The following is a 14930-nucleotide window of genomic DNA, read 5'->3' as shown; positions in this document are numbered from 1 at the left end:
TTGCTTAAGTCTTATTTAATCTTTGCTTGTGATTTTAGATACTCAGTATAGTCCTCTAAAATCTGCTGACCACGGAACTGCTGATATAACTTGGTTAACTCATTCAACTGTTCTGGTTGTAAAGCACTTGCGGCATTTGTATTCACCGTAGAGACCGCCACAATTACCAACTCATTAGGTAGTTGAGTCGTTGTAACTGACCACATACCTTCTTTAGTTGGCGCAGGGATACTAAACGCTGCACGTTCGATAGCACGCTTTAAACCTTGTGAACGAGCAAAAGTACCTGCATCCTCAAAAATAATTTTTGACTTTGCAACAACTTGTGCAGCAGGTTGAGTCTTAAATTCAGCTAAAGTTGATGAGATTTTCGCTTGGGCAGCCTTATATGCTTTTTCCTCAATCACCTTAGCTTTGACTTCAGCAGTTGCTTGAGCAAGTGTCTTGACTCCAGCAGCACGATAATCACGCACCTTGATCCAGATCGTATCACCATTTGCTAATTGAATACTTGATGATGCATTGCGATCACCATTTTTTACATCATCATTAAACAATTTTGCTTTTACATTTAAATCGCTTAAATAAGGATTTTGCGTTGTTAAAGTAACACCTTTAGCAGATTCAACACGAACGCCTTTAACTTCTTGAGCCACGGCATCTAATGAATCATTCCCCACAACCATTTCATTTAGACTATTCACTGTATCGCTAAATAAATTGGCTTGTTTTGTTTTCTGCACTTCAGCAATTAAGCGCGGTTTTTCAGCTTCATACGATGGGATATCAATTGCAGGAGCGTTTGCAGCGATAATATGATAACCGTACTGTGTCTTAACTGGTTTAGAAATCTGACCATTCTTCAAAGAATTAACAGCGTTATCAAAGTCTGCTGAAAACACACCAGGAGCATAAGCTTCAACTAAACCACCTTGTGTTTTAGAAGAAGGGTCTTCTGAAAATTGCGCTGCAGCATCAGCAAATGACATGCCTGACTGAATTTTAGCGTATACATCATTTGCCAATTTCTGAGCTGTCGCTGCATCTCTTGAATCCGTTGTAATCAGAATATGTTTAACTTCTCGCTTCACATCTTTCTGTTGTTTATCAACGAATGCTTTATATGCCTGCTGTAACTCAGCTTCAGAAGGAGCTACATTTGCTTGTGGCAATAATGCTGGTGTTAAAACCACATAATCCACATCAACATTAGCAACCTGTTTAAATTGGTTTTTATGCTTGTTGTAATAATCTGCAATTTCTTGATTAGAAACAGTAATACCCTTTTTGTAATCATCTAACTTAATGCTAGCTAAATGCAAAGTACGTTGTTCTGTTTGTAAATTAGCAAGTTGCTGTAAATCAGATTTGCTTACCAAAGCATAATCCATCAATGTCGATGAAATCATTTTTAAAGCATGGTCTTGACGTAGACTAGCAACCAAGCCTTGATTGGTCATACCAACAGAGCGTAGATAATTTTCATAGAGCTTTTGTGAAAATTGTCCGTTTTCTTGAAAGCTTGGTTGTTGAGCCAACATTTGCTCAAGTTGCGTATCACTTAGGGAAATCCCTAGTTTTTCTGCTTGTTGTTGTAACAAGCTACGAGCAATCAGTGCATCTAATGCTTTTTCTTGAATAAGAGAGAGGTTCAAAAGAGACTCATCACCCTTTACTAAGGATAAATATTGATCTTTATAATTTTTAGTTGCTGTTTCTAATTCTTTATTAGAAATATCTTGGCCATTTACAGATTTTGCAACATCTGCTTTATTGCCTCCACTAAAATATCCTTCAATACCTACAAGCGCTAAAGGGGTCAAAAACAAAACTAGAAGGACTTTGCCAAGCCAACCCTTAATGAGTGTACGAAAAGATTCCATGAGAATTCCAATATTTTATTTCGGGGCAATTTTAACTGAAAAATAAAAGCGAATGAATGCAGAATAAAGCTCAAATCAACTTTTTCATTCGATAAATAAAAAACGCACCCGAGATGGTGCGTTTATTGATTTAAAAAGATTACGCAACTGAATCTTTCAAACCTTTACCTGGTTTAAAACTTGGTACTTTGCTAGCTTTAATTTGTAGCTCTTCACCAGTTTTAGGATTACGACCAGTACGAGCAGCACGCTCTTTGACACTAAAAGTACCAAAACCGACTAAAGTAACCGTATCACCCTTTTTTAGTGCTTCAGTGATCGATGCAATTGTTGCGTCAAGTGCCTTACCAGCATCCGACTTAGATACTCCCCCTTTTTCAGCAATCGCATCAATTAATTCTGATTTATTCATGATAAAAAATATCCTCTTAATATCGTTTGTTAAGATCCAAGGCTATAGTTTAAAAGGCCATGCCGCCTTTATAGCAATGCTTTAGGGGAGAACGCAATACTAGAAAGGCGTTTTAACCAAAATAAATACTGAAATACGACATAAACGGACGAGCGTCAGGAGTTTTTTTACTTTTTATTCAATTTGGCCTTTAGTTGGTTATTTTCTTCAATTAAAGCATCAACTTTGATATGAAGCTGCACCAAAAGCTGTTCAATATGCTGTAGATCTTTAGGAGTAACCAAACCGATTCGATTTAAAGAGTGATTTACACCTGTGTCTAAAATTTTTTCTACTTTGTCTTTAGTGTCAGTCACAGACTCTTTCGCCTTCTCAGTGACTTTCCCAACGGTGTTATCTGCGAAATCAACAGTTTTTGACTCAAGCTCTTCACCAACTTTTACAAGCGAGTCAAATAATTTATTTCCTTCTTCTTCAGCTCGTGAAAATGCACCTAAACCTGCCAGCCAAATTTGTTGTGTATATTTTTTGAAATCCAAAGCAGATTTTTTAGAACTCTTTGATTTTAATTTGGTTTTCACCTCGGCTTCTTCACCTGAATTTTCAAGGTTAGTGTTATCCATAGACCAATGCTCCTAAGCACTTTACAAACAGTATGTCGTATTTAACCATAAAAATGTTTTTATAATATCAAAGTTAAGACTTGATCGTTTTAAAAAACTGTTCTACAAAGCTACAAAGTCATGTAAATTAATATTAATCATTGAGCAAGGATGCTCAAGTTTATATGCTTTATGGTTATATCTATTGACTGGTAAGGAAAAAGAGACTCATGAGTGAAACGCAACAAAGACATAGACATCCTCATTTGTTGCTAAACTTTGTTATCATTGTTTTAGAAACTTTTTTCTCATTTATCCTGACTCATGATTCAGCACTTCGTCTACAGGCGAAACGATTTATTGACCAGCGTGTGACTTTACGTATCAATAGCTATATCCCTTTCTTTGATTTTTATATTCAGTTCACAGACAAAGGATTGCTATTTGATATGCAGTCTTTAGATCGAAAAATTGATCTTGAAATCAATAGTACGCTGATCGATCTTACTAAAATATTTGTGTTTAATAATCAGCGCAGCATTCACAACATGCGACTTTTAGGTGAAACCTCACTTGCCGAAGAGTTTTTAGATTTAGCACCGCATTTGACACTCCCAAGCATATTTGCTAACTGGAAACAGTGGTTTAGTGCATTCGATGATGATGCTGAAACCTTAGCCTCACAGCAAAGAATTGCACCTTTGCTAGATAAAATTGATCAACAACGCTCAGAAATAAACTCATTACTCGTGGAAGTAAAACAATATCAAAATCGAATCCATAGACTCCAAAAGCGCCAACGCTTGATCAATATCTGCTTTGCTGTATTTAGCTTTATTTTGATTGGTTTTTTTGTGTATAATATGTGGATACAATAAAAACTTTATATTTCACTTTTCACACACATATTGGCAATTAAAAAACTTGACTATTTTAGTCGGAATTCATAAAATTTAGACATCTAGTCTAACCATGTGTACCGAATCATGCGTCTTACAACTCGCGGTCGTTACGCAGTGACTGCTCTACTTGATTTAGCTTTGCAGCCAACTGAACAAACGATCACGCTTGCGGAAATAGCAGCACGCCAATCCATCTCTGTCGCTTATCTCGAACAATTATTCGCAAAGCTTAAGCGCCATGGGTTAGTTTCAAGCGTTCGTGGTGCAAATGGCGGATATCATCTTGCGCGTATTGCAAGTGAGATCACAGTGCTAGAAATCATCGAAGCTGTAAATGAAACTGTTGATGCGACTCGTTGCGACCATAAAGGAAACTGCCAAAATGGTGCAATGTGTTTAACGCATGACTTATGGCAAGAACTCTCCCACCATATTGCCGATTATCTCGCCAAAATCACACTTGCAGATTTAATTGCACGCGACAATGTACAAACTGTCGCTCTGCGCCAAAACTCTACAAGCTTTGACTCAGCTCTTTTATCGGTTACAGGTATTTGACATGAAACGTCCAATTTATCTTGATTACGCAGCAACCACTCCTGTCCTTCCTGAAGTTGCAGAACGTATGATGGAATGCTTAACCTTCGAAGGGACTTTTGGTAATCCTGCATCCCGCTCGCATGCTTATGGTTGGCAAGCCGAAGAAAAAGTTGAATACGCGCGTGAACAAGTCGCTAATCTTATCAAAGCTGATCCACGTGAAATTGTGTGGACTTCTGGTGCGACTGAATCTGATAACTTAGCACTCAAAGGTATCGCTCAGTTTTATGGTTCAAAAGGCAAGCACATTATTACAAGTAAAATTGAACATAAAGCTGTTTTAGACCCATGTCGTGAGCTTGAAGAAGAAGGCTTTGAAATCACCTATCTCGAGCCAGAACCACGTACAGGTCTAATTACACCTGAAATGGTAAAAGCTGCTTTACGTCCAGATACGATCCTTGTTTCACTTATGATGGTGAATAATGAGATTGGTACAATTACTGACGTTGCTGCAATCGGTGAATTAACACGTGCGAATAAAACATTCTTCCACGTAGATGCCGCTCAAGCTGCTGGAAAAGTAGATATCGATCTTTCAACTATGAAAATCGATTTAATGAGTTTCTCTGGTCATAAAATTTATGGTCCTAAAGGTATCGGTGCATTATATGTTCGTCGTAATCCACGCGTTCGCTTAAAAGCGCAAATGCATGGTGGTGGTCATGAACGTGGTATGCGCTCTGGTACTTTACCAACACATCAAATCGTTGGTTTAGGTGAAGCGTTCGAAATTGCTGGTAAAACCATGCATGCTGAACAAGAACGTCTACGCCAATTACGCGACAAACTTTGGAATGGCTTACAAGACTTAGAACAAGTTTTCTTAAATGGCCACCCTACTCAAAACGTTGCAAATTATTTAAATGTCAGCTTCAACTTTGTTGAAGGTGAATCTTTAATGATGGCATTGAAAGATGCAGCCGTTTCAAGTGGTTCTGCATGTACTTCTGCAACACTTGAACCATCATATGTATTACGTGCTCTAGGTTTATCTGATGAATTGGCACATAGTTCAATTCGCTTTAGCTTTGGTAAGTACACCACTGAAGCTGATATCGATCACGTATTGACAATTACCAAAGCTGCTGTTGAGAAACTTCGTGAACTTTCTCCGCTTTGGGATATGTACAAAGAAGGTATCGACCTTTCAACAGTTGAATGGGCTGAACACTAATTCATTGAACTTGAATTGAAAAACGTGTTTTAACCCTCATATTAATATTAGGCTGACCCCGAGGTTTGGAGAAGCGAAATGGCTTATAGTGAAAAGGTAATTGATCATTACGAAAATCCTCGTAATGTGGGTGTTTTGGATAAAAATGCTGAAAACGTTGGCACAGGTATGGTCGGTGCACCAGCTTGTGGTGATGTAATGCGCTTACAAATCCAAGTCGATGATAATGGCGTAATTGAAGAAGCTCGCTTCAAAACTTATGGTTGCGGTTCTGCAATCGCATCAAGTTCCCTTGTAACTGAATGGTTAAAAGGTAAAACTCTTGATGAAGCTCAAGCAATCAAAAACATTGATATTGCAACAGAGCTTGCTCTTCCACCAGTAAAAGTACACTGTTCTGTATTGGCTGAAGATGCGATTAAAGCTGCGATTGAAGATTATCGTGGCAAAAAAGCGAAAGCTTAATAGTTTAACGACGTAACACATTGGAGTTTTCATGATCCATTTAACTGAAAATGCTGCGACTCACATCAGCAATTACCTACAGAATCGTGGTAAGGGTGAAGGCATTCGTGTTGGTGTGAAAACTTCGGGTTGCTCTGGATTAGCTTATGTACTTGAGTTTGTTGATGATGTTGACACACATGATCAAGTATTTGAGCAGTTCGGTGTTAAAGTTTTTGTGGATCCTAAAAGCTTAGTTTATCTCGAAGGTTTAGAGATGGACTATGTTAAAAATGGTCTCAATGAAGGCTTTGAGTTCAACAACCCAAATCAAAAAGGTGAATGTGGCTGTGGTGAATCATTTACAGTCTAAAACTACATCACCCTCTTTTTTATTCATTAAAACAGTGTGTTCCGCACTGTTTTAATGTATTTATCAATAGCGGAATTCATCTCCCATGAATCATTTTGAGTTGTTCCAATTACCCGAAGCACTCGATATAGATTTGGCAGCTTTAAAAAAACAGTTTTTGAATTTGCAACAGCAATATCATCCAGATAAAGCTGCTGACAAAGATCAGGCGTTAATTAAGTCAAGTGAAATCAATCAAGCGTTTAAAGTACTTTCACAAGTTGATAGTCGTGCTGCATATTTACTTGCCTTAAAAAAGCAAGATCACCATCTTGATCAATCCATCAATGATTTTGAATTTCTACAATCAGCACTTGAGATGCGCGAGCAACTTGATGAGGCTAGATCAACAGATCAATTACGTACATTAAAAGTAGACGTTCAACAATGGATTGATGGATTAGTCCGCGAATTCAAAATTGATTATGCTGACGAAGATTGGGCTGAAGCTCGTGATACGGTACGTAAATTACGCTTTTTCCAACGCGTAATGAACGATATTGATAAAGCCGAAGATCGCATGTTAGACGAAGAAGATAGCTTCGACTTAGATGATGATTTTTAGTCTGCCGTTACCAATTATTTTCAAGGGATACCTCACGCATGGCACTTTTGCAAATTGCTGAACCTGGTCAATCTACTGCGCCGCACGAACATCGAATTGCGATCGGTATAGACTTAGGAACAACCCACTCTTTAGTGGCGACAGTGCTATCGGGAAAACCGAAAGTTCTACAAGACGATAAAGACCGAGTTTTACTCCCTTCTATCGTTCATTATGCAAAGGATACAACTACATTCGGCTATGAAGCTAAGCCGTTCATGTTGACTGATCCTAAAAATACAATTGTTTCTGTTAAGCGTTTCATGGGACGTTCTCAAGCAGATATTAAATTCCAACATCCTTATGTGCTTGTTGGTGCTGAAAATGAAATGCCAGCATTTGAAACTGCTGCAGGTCGAAAAACACCTGTTGAGATTTCCGCTGAGATTTTAAAAGAATTAAAAGAACGTGCTGAGGCAAGCTTAAAAAATCCAGTTAATGGTGCAGTTATTACGGTTCCTGCATATTTTGATGAAGCACAACGTCAAGCAACTCGTGATGCTGCTCAATTAGCTGGCTTAAATGTACTGCGCTTACTTAATGAACCAACAGCTGCTGCTGTTGCTTATGGTTTAGATCAGGATACCAATCTCAGTACAGATCGTAATTATGTAATTTATGATCTAGGTGGTGGTACGTTTGACGTATCTATCTTGCGGTTCTCACAAGGTGTGTTTGAAGTATTAGCCACAGGTGGTCATACTGCATTAGGTGGTGATGACCTCGACCGCTTAATCGTGAAATGGGCAAAAAAACAGCTTAGCATTGAAACTCTAAGTGATGAAGAATACGCAGTTTTTGTCGTTGCTGCACGCCAAGCTAAAGAGCAACTCACTGATCATGAATCTGCTGAATTAAAATTATTCGATGATCGTCTAGTTTTAGATCGCCCAACATTTGAATCAATCATTCAGGTCGCACTCGATAAAACAATCAGTGTATGTAAACGCGTATTACGCGATGCAAAACTTGAATTAGATGAAATTGAACATGTTGTTTTAGTTGGCGGTTCTACTCGTTCTTATGCAGTACAAAAAGCAGTTCGCGATATATTTAAACGTGAACCTTTATGTACAATTAATCCAGATGAAGTAGTTGCAATTGGTGCATCAATCACAGCAAATCAGCTCATCGGTAACAGCCAAGATGGCTCTTTATTGCTTGATGTTACTCCACTCTCATTAGGTTTAGAAACTATGGGCGGTCTGGTAGAGCGTTTGATTTCGCGCAATACAGCAATTCCTGTAGCTCGCCGTCAAGAATTCACGACTTATCAAGATGGACAAACTGCCATGCTGATTCATGTCGTACAAGGTGAACGAGATTTAGTTGAACATTGTCGTTCACTAGGTCGCTTTGTTTTGCATGGCATTCCACCGATGACAGCTGGTCAAGCGCGTATTGAAGTTACATTCCAAGTTGATGCTGATGGTTTATTAACAGTCTCTGCAAAAGAAACAACCTCTGGTGTTCAAGCACAAATTGATATCAAACCTTCTTATGGTTTATCAGCTGCAGATACGGAACGTTTATTAATTGAAGGTTTCCAGCATGCTGAAGAAGATAAACAACTTCGCCATTTGCAAGAAACAAAAGTTGAAGCAGAACGTGAATTAGAAGCTCTAGAACAAGCTTTAAAAGCTGATAAAGATTTACTTTCTCAGCAACAAGCTCGTGATTTAATTCTCGCTGCTGAAGCACTTAAAGCTCGCTTAAAAACTAATGAGTTAGAAGCAATTGAAAATGCTGTTCAACAACTTAAAACCCACAGCGATGCGTTTGCAGCACTTCGTATGAATCGACATATTGACCATGCCTTAAAGGGTACAAAACTCGAAGATTGGTCAAACTCAAACTAAAGGTATAGGTGATCAATATGCCACGTATTAAAGTTCTCCCTCATGCTCAATTCTGTCCTGAAGGTGCAGAATTCGAAGTGGAAAAAAATGCAAATTTATGCCAAAGCTTACTTAAGCAAGGCATCAAAATTGAACATGCATGCGATATGTCATGCGCATGTACCACATGTCACGTCATTGTCCGTAAAGGTTTTGACAGCCTCGAAGAAATGAATGACGTGGAAGCCGATTTACTTGACCGTGCATGGGGTTTGGAGCCAGACTCTCGCCTTTCGTGTCAAGTTGAAATTGTTGATGAAGATTTAGAAATTGAAATTCCTAAATACACAATCAACCATGCTTCAGAAAATCACTAAATTTTCAAAAATTAGTGACATAAAAAAACTCCTCTAAATGAGGAGTTTTTTTATGTGGTAGAGTTTTGCAATACAGAAGAAAAAATAATCTATTGCTTAACCTCATCATCGAGATTTAAACGTGGAATGCCTTGTGCATTAGTAATTTTTTGCTGTGTTTTGATTCTCTGAATCATTTTCTCTAGAATTTCTACCAGCTCAGGGTATTCATAATTTTGTACTTCTTCAAAATTCAGCACCAAATGAAAACCCTTATATTCAAAATCAAACCATTTTTGTGTATCTGATTTTTTGCCTGTGAATTTCTCCATGACTTGCCATGTTTTCACAGGACCTTGAATCCCTTTCAAATAGATCGGCACTTTAGGAACACACAGAAATTCATTTTTAATTAACTGATGTGTATCATCTGCAATCAAAATTTCATCAACTTCAGCAGCTGATTGCAAACGGGCTGCCAGATTTACATCACGACCTACAATCGTATATGCCATACGATGTGAAGCACCATAATTCCCAACGTGACAATATCCTGTACTTATTCCCATGCGAATATGTAATGCTGGATAACCCATTTTTTTCCAGCGTTCGCGTAGCAATTTCATCTGTTGGCGCATTGCGATGGCCATTTCAACACAAGACTTCGCATCTTGTTCTACACCTTGAGAGTTTGGATCACCAAAGAAAATCAGGATCGCATCACCCATAAACTTATCGACGGTTGCTTCATACTGTTTTGCAATTTCCGTCATATGACTTAAATAATCATTTAATAAGAAAGCTAAATCATCTGGAATTAAACTTTCAGAAAGCTCTGTAAAACCCTGGATATCAGAGAAGAAGATCGTTAATTTTTTACGTTTATATTCAATTTTAGCTTCAGCCTCGCCACGCATAATCGACTGCCACAACTGTAATGGAGCATAACGACTTAGTTGATTTGCAAAGGCAATATAACGAGTCATTTGATTATGATAATGCTGACGTTGCTGACCTAGAATATTCAAACGACGATGTTGATAGTAGTTACCAATCACAATGAACATCATCAATCCAAGTAAACTCACCACTGTAAGTTCAGGATTAGTCGGTTCAAAATATTCTTCCGCACCAAATATAAAAAATGTTGAAAAATAAAAGGTCAGCACACCAATCAAAATAATTAATGATGCTACTGGTAAAGTAATTTTATTGTTTAAACCTACATAAAGTAGTGCAAATAGGATTGTAAATGTAGGTACTAGGCTTAAATGTAATCCAGCTAAAACAATGGCAACGATAACAGCCTCTATGCCAAATAAAACGTTCTTCTCTGTATCACGATCAAATTTGTATTGAAGCCATTTTTCAAGCTTAGGAGACAGTAAAAAGAAAACTAATAAAATTGGAAGAATATAGAGTTGGTGATTAGCGCTAGAAGAAGTAAAAGTATAAATAACCAAAATTAATGACAAAATCGAATATCCCATCAAACGATGGAAATAAGCGAACTGTCTAGGTTCTTTATCGATTAACCTATCTAGTGGCACCCTCTACTCCTTCCTTATCTAAGAAGACCTACAATCCTCTTGACTAAATCAGTCCATGCGCCAATCAAAAGGCATATCACCCTGACCACGTAATGCAAGCATAAGGGTTTGACGCATATGAGCAAGAACATCGCTGCTGTATGGTACAGCTGGAGTACCCCAAACTGGTTTAGGCCACGCAACATCATTTTGATAACGTACAACATGATGAAAATGAAGCTGTGGTACAACATTACCAAGTGCCGCTACATTCATCTTGTCAGCACGGAATACGCGAGAAAGCTGACTAGACAACCAACTCGATTCACGTAAAAATTGTTCCTGATCGGCTTGACTGAGTTCATATAACTCAGTTATTCCAGGAACACGTGGTATAAGAATTAGCCAAGGAAATTGCATATCATTCATTAAACGACATGTTGAAAGCGGAAAGTCGCCTACAAAAAATGTATCTTGAGCAAGTTGTGGATGCAAACTAAACATATCTTTATAAATGATGCAAAATAATAATGGTCAATACTATCACATCAGTTGTGATGTGAATATTATTAGTAACCTGTTTGATTACAAATAACAATGATTTTCCTCAGTTATTGACGCATCATCCGACCAAAAAATGATTCTGTATCGAATGATACTTCTCCCCTCAAATCTGATTTTTTAATTAGCCATTCAACTCACTTAATAACTTGTTCAGCAAGGTCACAATAAACTTGATACGCTCTTCGTATTCTGACAAGTGAACTGTCAATTTCAATCGCTGACCACCTTCCATACGATAGTGAGTTGGGTTCTTCTGCATCAACTGAATGATACTGATTGCTTGTACAGGTGTATCAGGAGAAAACTCGATATACCCACCGTTTGTATTCACATCGACTTTTGTAATTCCAAGTTGTTCCGCTTTAAGGCGCACTTGGTGAACGCTGAACAACTGTTTAACCGCTTGAGGTGGAATACCAAAACGGTCAATCAACTCCATTCGGATATTATCCAGTTTTTCTTGTGTATCTGTATTACTAATACGCTTGTAGAACAATAAACGTTGATGAACATCGCCCAAATAATCATCTGGAATCAATGCTGGCATATGTAAGTTAATTTCAGCAGTAAGTGAAAGCGGAGCATCGAAATTAGGAGTTTTACCTTTTTGAATCGCCTTGGTTGCCTTTTCAAGCATCTCCATATACAAGCTGTAGCCAATTGCTTGCATTGAACCACTTTGCTGCTCACCTAAGAGCTCACCAGCACCGCGAATCTCTAAATCTTCTGTCGCCAGCATAAAACCAGCACCAAGTGTTGAAGCTCTTTGAATTGCATCTAAACGTTTTTCAGCGTCACCTTTCAAATGTTTGAGTGATGGTACGAGCAAATAAGCATAGGCTTGGTGATGTGAACGCCCAACACGACCGCGAAGTTGATGCAACTGGGCCAAACCTAGTTTATCGGCACGTTCTATAATGATTGTATTGGCATTCGGTACATCAATACCCGTTTCTATAATCGTAGAGCAAACCAGTACGTTATATTCTTTGTGGTAGAACTGCTGCATGACTTGTTCAAGTTCACGCTCACGCATTTGTCCATGAGCAACTGCTACACGAGCTTCTGGAACCAAGGTTCGAATACTTTCTGCAGCTCGTTCGATTGTATCGACTTCATTATGTAAGAAGTAGACTTGTCCACCACGCAATAATTCACGCAGAATTGCCTCTTTCACAGAGTCATCCGTATGCTCTTGAACAAAAGTTTTTACGGCTAAACGGCGTGCTGGTGGCGTCGCAATAATAGATAAATCACGCATTCCAGAGAATGCCATATTTAAGGTACGAGGAATTGGAGTTGCTGTCAGCGTAAGCATATCCACATCGGCACGAAGTGCTTTGATACGCTCTTTATCGCGCACACCAAAACGATGTTCTTCATCGACGATCATTAAACCTAAATTTTTAAACTGTACATTTTCTTGCAGAATTTTATGGGTTCCGACCACGATATCAACTTTGCCATCAGCCAAATCTTCAATGATTTTTAGATGCGTTTTGTTGCTTCCGAAACGTGATAAAACTTCGATACGAACTGCTGTATCCGCAAAGCGATCTTTGAACGACTCATAATGCTGTTGTGCAAGTAAAGTCGTCGGCACCAAAACTGCGACTTGTTTATTGTTTTGTACTGCTACAAAGGCTGCTCGCATCGCAACTTCAGTTTTTCCAAAACCAACATCACCACAAACCAAACGATCCATAGGTTTCGCAAGTTGCATGTCATGAAGAGTTGATTCAATCGCATTGGCTTGGTCTAGTGTCTCCTCATAAGCGAAGCCACTTGCGAATTGCATATATGCCGTGTGATCTAGCTCAAACGCAAAACCTGGTTTTGATTGTCGACGAGCTTGTATATGCAATAACTCAGCCGCTACATCATGAATTTGCTCTAAGGCTTTGCGCTTAGCTTTACTCCATGTATCTGTACCTAATTTGTGCAAAGGCGCAAGATCAGGATCTCCACCACTATAGCGACTGATCAAATGTAAATTAGTGACAGGAACATAGACCTTAGCCCCATCAGCATAATCAAGTTGTAAAAACTCATGATCTTGCTGATCAATCTCTAAGGTGACTAATCCCGCATAACGTCCAACACCATGATCAATATGTACGACAGGTGCACCTATACTCAGTTCGGTTAGACTCCGAATTAAAAACTCTTCTGAGACTTCTTGCTGGCGTTTTCGTCTACGTTGAACAACTCTGTGTTCGTAAAGTTGATTTTCAGATATAACGGATAATTGATCTGTGAGAAGTAAACCACGGTCTAAAGGAGCACTGGTAATCGCAACTTTTAACTTATCCTTTTGGAATTGAGCAAAGCTATCGATTGTTTGAATTTCTCCTAAAACTGAGCGCAGCGCATCTTTTAAAGTTTCGCGTCGTCCTGCACTTTCAGCGACTAAAAGCACAGGAAATTTAATTTGATCGATATAGTTTTTGACAGCTTGAAAAGGCTGCTCTTTTTTAGGATCTACAGCGAGTTTTGGAGGTTGCTCTGCTGATAAATTTAGAACACCAGCTTTCTCGTCGAAAGTATCTGCCGAAGCAAGAATTCTTGGAAATTGATTTAATGCCTGTAAAACATGATTAGGCATTAAAAATAGATCTTCAGGAGGAAGGATCGGTTGATCAATATTGTGACGACGATCTTCGTAACGACGAACGACTTCCTTCCAAAAACTAATTAATTCATCTTCAACTTCATTATTTGTAATGACAACGCAATTCTTTGGTAAGTATGTCATTAACATACTTTGCGCTTCCATTAACTTTTTATCAAAAAATAAAGGAAAATAAAACTCTAACCCTGGTGTTGCTATACCTTCGAGTACATCTTGATAGATAGGATTTTTCTTGGGATTTGCGGTAGGGAAACTTTCCGCATAGCGATCTCGGAATGTTGCTCTACCTTCTTTGAGAGGAAACTCTTTAGCAGGTAATACAGTAAAATTCTTTAATGATTCAGTTGTTCTTTGCGTTTCAGGATCGAAAAACTTCAGGCTTTCAATTTCATCATCAAATAAGTCGATACGAATAGGTTGATCTTGTCCAGATGCATATATGTCCATAATACTGCCGCGAACTGCAAACTCACCATGATCATAAACAGTATCAACTAAGCGATAACCTGCTTGGACTAATTGTTTTTTCTGTGCTTCTAAATCAAGTTTTTGACCAACTTTAATATCAAAATGCTCACCAACAACCCATGAGTAAGGTGCAACACGTTGAGCCAAAGTACTAGCAGAAATTAATAAAATCCCCTTTTGTGGCATATTAGATAAAATAGCCAAACGCTCGGAGACAATATCTTGGTGCGGAGATAATCGATCATATGGCAAAATCTCCCAGTCAGGAAAGATTGTTGGTTTTATGCCATAAAATTCAAGCTCACTTTCAAGCTGTGCAAGATGTTGATTATTTCGTGCAACAATTACATATAAATTAGAATTCTGAGTGGCAATTTCTTTGAATAGTAGTGCAGCAGATGACCCAAGAAGCGAACCAATCCAGCGTTTTTCGCCAGCTTTGAATTGTTGTAAGTTTAATTGAGAGATTTCTTGTTGAAACATAGAGAAAATCGTGCAATTTAAAGG

The 14930-nt window shown here is 38.4% G+C and carries 14 protein-coding genes; 8 read left to right on the top strand and 6 right to left on the bottom strand.

What is annotated here, in order from left to right:
- Positions 1-11: 11 nt before the first annotated feature.
- The 3 genes from A2003_RS12355 to A2003_RS12345 form a co-directional block, all read right to left on the bottom strand.
- The gene (locus A2003_RS12355; RefSeq protein ID WP_126132155.1) at positions 12-1883 is read right to left on the bottom strand and encodes a SurA N-terminal domain-containing protein; all 1872 of its coding nucleotides are present in this window, start codon (positions 1881-1883) and stop codon (positions 12-14) included.
- Positions 1884-2022: 139 nt separating this feature from the next.
- Complete coding sequence (gene hbs / locus A2003_RS12350) at positions 2023-2295, bottom strand: non-specific DNA-binding protein Hbs (RefSeq protein WP_004878739.1); 273 nt, start codon at positions 2293-2295, stop codon at positions 2023-2025.
- Positions 2296-2462: 167 nt separating this feature from the next.
- Positions 2463-2918 (bottom strand): phasin family protein, encoded by a 456-nt coding sequence (locus A2003_RS12345; RefSeq protein WP_004912022.1) that lies wholly within the window; start codon positions 2916-2918, stop codon positions 2463-2465.
- 209 nt (positions 2919-3127) lie between these two features.
- Here A2003_RS12345 and A2003_RS12340 point away from each other — a divergent pair, with 209 nt between their 5' ends.
- The 8 genes from A2003_RS12340 to fdx all read left to right on the top strand — a co-directional run bounded on the left by A2003_RS12340 (position 3128) and on the right by fdx (position 9251).
- Positions 3128-3775: a hypothetical protein gene (locus tag A2003_RS12340; protein WP_039047782.1), complete on the top strand. Its 648-nt coding sequence runs from the start codon at positions 3128-3130 to the stop codon at positions 3773-3775.
- Between the two features lie 108 nt (positions 3776-3883).
- Positions 3884-4357 (top strand): Rrf2 family transcriptional regulator, encoded by a 474-nt coding sequence (locus A2003_RS12335; RefSeq protein ID WP_004912027.1) that lies wholly within the window; start codon positions 3884-3886, stop codon positions 4355-4357.
- A 1-nt stretch (position 4358) separates the two neighbouring features.
- Positions 4359-5576, top strand: a complete 1218-nt coding sequence (locus A2003_RS12330; protein WP_004954960.1) for an IscS subfamily cysteine desulfurase — start codon at positions 4359-4361, stop codon at positions 5574-5576.
- A 78-nt stretch (positions 5577-5654) separates the two neighbouring features.
- Entirely contained in the window at positions 5655-6041 is a 387-nt protein-coding gene (gene iscU / locus A2003_RS12325; RefSeq protein ID WP_004639432.1) for a Fe-S cluster assembly scaffold IscU, read from the top strand.
- 31 nt (positions 6042-6072) lie between these two features.
- Positions 6073-6393, top strand: a complete 321-nt coding sequence (gene iscA / locus A2003_RS12320) for an iron-sulfur cluster assembly protein IscA (RefSeq protein WP_004912036.1) — start codon at positions 6073-6075, stop codon at positions 6391-6393.
- Between the two features lie 85 nt (positions 6394-6478).
- Positions 6479-6997, top strand: a complete 519-nt coding sequence (gene hscB / locus A2003_RS12315; protein WP_004912040.1) for a Fe-S protein assembly co-chaperone HscB — start codon at positions 6479-6481, stop codon at positions 6995-6997.
- 38 nt (positions 6998-7035) lie between these two features.
- Positions 7036-8895 carry a Fe-S protein assembly chaperone HscA gene (hscA, locus tag A2003_RS12310; protein WP_004954968.1) on the top strand — a complete coding sequence of 620 codons (1860 nt, stop codon included), beginning with the start codon at positions 7036-7038 and terminating at the stop codon, positions 8893-8895.
- Between the two features lie 17 nt (positions 8896-8912).
- Entirely contained in the window at positions 8913-9251 is a 339-nt protein-coding gene (fdx, locus tag A2003_RS12305; protein WP_004912046.1) for an ISC system 2Fe-2S type ferredoxin, read from the top strand.
- 89 nt (positions 9252-9340) lie between these two features.
- Here fdx and A2003_RS12300 read toward each other — a convergent pair whose 3' ends face one another.
- The 3 genes from A2003_RS12300 to mfd form a co-directional block, all read right to left on the bottom strand.
- Positions 9341-10780 carry an adenylate/guanylate cyclase domain-containing protein gene (locus tag A2003_RS12300; protein WP_004954970.1) on the bottom strand — a complete coding sequence of 480 codons (1440 nt, stop codon included), beginning with the start codon at positions 10778-10780 and terminating at the stop codon, positions 9341-9343.
- A 48-nt stretch (positions 10781-10828) separates the two neighbouring features.
- Complete coding sequence (locus A2003_RS12295) at positions 10829-11263, bottom strand: HIT domain-containing protein (protein WP_004912054.1); 435 nt, start codon at positions 11261-11263, stop codon at positions 10829-10831.
- Between the two features lie 181 nt (positions 11264-11444).
- Positions 11445-14906: a transcription-repair coupling factor gene (mfd, locus tag A2003_RS12290; RefSeq protein WP_286687441.1), complete on the bottom strand. Its 3462-nt coding sequence runs from the start codon at positions 14904-14906 to the stop codon at positions 11445-11447.
- Between the last annotated feature and the right edge of the window lie 24 nt (positions 14907-14930).

Origin of the sequence: Acinetobacter sp. GWC1_38_13 (genome assembly GCF_001767535.1) — a bacterium.
Classification (GTDB): domain Bacteria; phylum Pseudomonadota; class Gammaproteobacteria; order Pseudomonadales; family Moraxellaceae; genus Acinetobacter; species Acinetobacter junii.
The sequence above is the reverse complement of the archived record's forward strand: the minus strand, read 5'-3'. Positions and strand labels throughout refer to the sequence as shown.